Below are 2708 nucleotides of genomic sequence, written 5' to 3'. Positions count from 1 at the left end.
GAGTGGGGGCATCCGTCGGATAACCTCGGCGGCATTCTCGCGGTGGCTGACCATTTTTCACAAAAACGCCTGGCCAATGGCGAGGTGCCGCTGACCGTTCGCACGGTGCTTGAATCGATGATCATGGCCCACGAGATTCAAGGCGTGATCGCCCTTGAGAATTCGTTCAACCGCGTCGGCCTCGATCACGTGATTCTGGTGAAAGTCGCCTCGACCGCGGTCACCGCCAAACTCATGGGCGCCAATCGCGAGCAGTTGTTGTCGGCGTTGTCCCACGCCTTTGCTGACGGCCAGGCCTTGCGCACGTACCGGCATGCGCCGAATGCCGGCTCGCGCAAGTCCTGGGCGGCGGGCGATGCGTCCAGTCGTGGCGTGCGCCTGGCGGATATTGCGATGCGTGGCGAGATGGGTATTCCCGGCGTGTTGAGTGCCAAACAGTGGGGCTTTTACGACGTACTGTTCAGCCACACCAACAATGACCTGGCGCTCAAGCCTGAAGACAAACGTGCATTCGGTTTTTCGCGACCGTACGGCAGTTATGTGATGGAAAACGTGCTGTTCAAGATCAGTTTTCCGGCCGAGTTCCATGCGCAAACGGCCTGCGAAGCGGCGGTGACCTTGCATCCGCAAGTACGTAATCGCCTGCACGAAATCGACAGGATTGTCATCACCACCCATGAATCGGCGATTCGCATCATTTCCAAAGTCGGTCCATTGGCAAACGCCGCTGACCGCGATCACTGCATCCAGTACATGACCGCCGTGCCGCTGGCCTTCGGCAATCTGGTGGCGGAGCACTACGAGGACGATTTCCACAGGGCGCATCCAATCATCGATGTGCTGCGCGACAAGATGGTTATCGTCGAGGAACCACGATACACCCGTGAATATCTGGAGGCCGACAAGCGCTCCATTGCCAATGCGGTGCAGGTGTTTTTCAAGGATGGGTCCAGCACTGATAACGTCGTGGTGGAGTACCCGATCGGGCATCGGCGGCGCCGGGCTGAAGGTATCCCGTTGCTGRAGGACAAGTTCAAGGCGAATTTACTGACACGATTCACCGGTCAGCGTAGCGAGGAGATTTTTGCGTTGTGCAATGATCAGGAGAAGCTTGAGGCGACAGCGGTGAACCGGTTTGTGGATTTGTTTGTCATTTAGTTAAACCGCGTCATCGTTCATCGCGGGCAAGCCCGCGATGGCAATAGATCAGGCGCTACAGAGTTATTTGAACCGCCGCTCCACACCTTTCTCCACAAGAATCTTCGCCGAGATTTCTTCTACAGAGAAATGCGTGGAGTTGATGTGCGGGATGTTTGCGCGGCGGAACAGGTTCTCGACCTCGCGCACTTCGAACTCGCACTGGGCGTAGCTCGAATAGCGGCTGTTGGGCTTGCGCTCGTTGCGGATCGCGGTGAGGCGGTCCGGGTCGATGGTCAGGCCGAACAGCTTGTGCTGGTGGGCGCGCAGGGCGTTTGGCAGTTGCAGGCGTTCCATGTCGTCTTCGGTCAGCGGGTAGTTGGCTGCGCGGATACCGAATTGCATCGCCATGTACAGGCACGTCGGCGTCTTACCACATCGCGACACGCCCACTAGTATCAGGTCGGCCTTGTCGTAATAGTGCGTGCGGGCGCCATCGTCGTTGTCGAGGGCGAAGTTCACCGCTTCGATACGCTCCATGTAATTGGTATTGGAGCCGATGGAGTGGGATTTGCCCACGGTGTAGGAAGAATGCTCGGTCAGTTCCTGTTCAAGCGGTGCCAGGAACGTCGAGAATATGTCGATCATGAAACCATTCGAGGTTGCGAGAATCTCACGAATGTCCTGATTGACGATGGTGTCGAAGATAATCGGCCGGAAACCGTCGGTTTCAGCGGCTTTGTTGATTTGTTGTACCATGGCCCGCGCTTTGTCCACGTTGTCGATATACGGCCGCGTGACTTTGCTGAAGGTAATGTTTTCGAACTGCGCCAGAAGGCTTTGACCCAGGGTTTCGGCGGTAATGCCGGTACCATCGGAGATAAAGAAAGCAGATCGTTTCATTTGCACCTTGGGCCTTAAGCTAGTGACGAATCTTGGATATGATAGGCGCGATTTGTCGGCCACCGTTGGCCCGCATTCTCACTTATTTTCCAGGTCCAGGCCATATAGCCGGCAAACGCTCCCCCGAGCAGCCGGTTTTGAGCTTTTCCAACACAGTTAGTGGAGAGATCACCTTGGTAGAGTACGTAGTTTCCCTCGATAAGCTCGGCGTCCATGATGTAGAGCATGTGGGGGGCAAGAACGCATCCCTCGGCGAGATGATCAGCAATCTGGCAGGTGCCGGTGTATCGGTGCCCGGTGGCTTCGCCACGACCGCTCAGGCTTATCGTGATTTCCTGGAGTTGAGCGGCCTGAACCAGCAGATTCATGACGCCCTCGATGCCCTGGACGTCGATGACGTGAATGCCCTGGCCAAGACTGGTGCCCAGATCCGCCAGTGGATCATGGAAGCCGAGTTCCCTGAAAAACTGAATGCCGAAATTCGTACCGCGTTCGCCACGCTGTCCGCCGGCAACCCTGACATGGCCGTGGCCGTGCGCTCTTCCGCCACCGCCGAAGACTTGCCGGACGCTTCCTTCGCCGGCCAGCAGGAAACCTTCCTGAACATCCGTGGTGTCGAAAACGTCATTCGCGCCGCCAAAGAGGTGTTCGCCTCGCTGTTCAACGAC

Annotated in this window: 3 protein-coding genes; 2 read left to right on the top strand and 1 reads right to left on the bottom strand. The window is 57.1% G+C overall.

The window, feature by feature from the left end; all coding sequences use genetic code 11:
• A partial coding sequence (gene prpD, locus ACXRVY_RS23165; RefSeq protein WP_458238343.1) for a 2-methylcitrate dehydratase occupies nt 1–1158 on the top strand: 1158 nt, incomplete at its 5' end.
• A gap of 63 nt (nt 1159–1221) precedes the next feature.
• On the opposite strand, the gene ppsR is transcribed toward prpD, so the two are convergent.
• Complete coding sequence (gene ppsR, locus ACXRVY_RS23160; protein WP_223462935.1) at nt 1222–2040, bottom strand: posphoenolpyruvate synthetase regulatory kinase/phosphorylase PpsR; 819 nt, start codon at nt 2038–2040, stop codon at nt 1222–1224.
• Between the two features lie 173 nt (nt 2041–2213).
• Between ppsR and ACXRVY_RS23155 the strand changes: the two genes are divergently transcribed.
• Nucleotides 2214–2708, top strand: a 495-nt coding sequence (locus ACXRVY_RS23155; RefSeq protein ID WP_458238342.1) for a PEP/pyruvate-binding domain-containing protein, incomplete at its 3' end; no start/stop codon positions are given.

The sequence above is a fragment of the Pseudomonas sp. P5_A2_2 genome, assembly GCF_054177685.1.
This window is presented reverse-complemented; position numbering and strand designations above follow the sequence as displayed.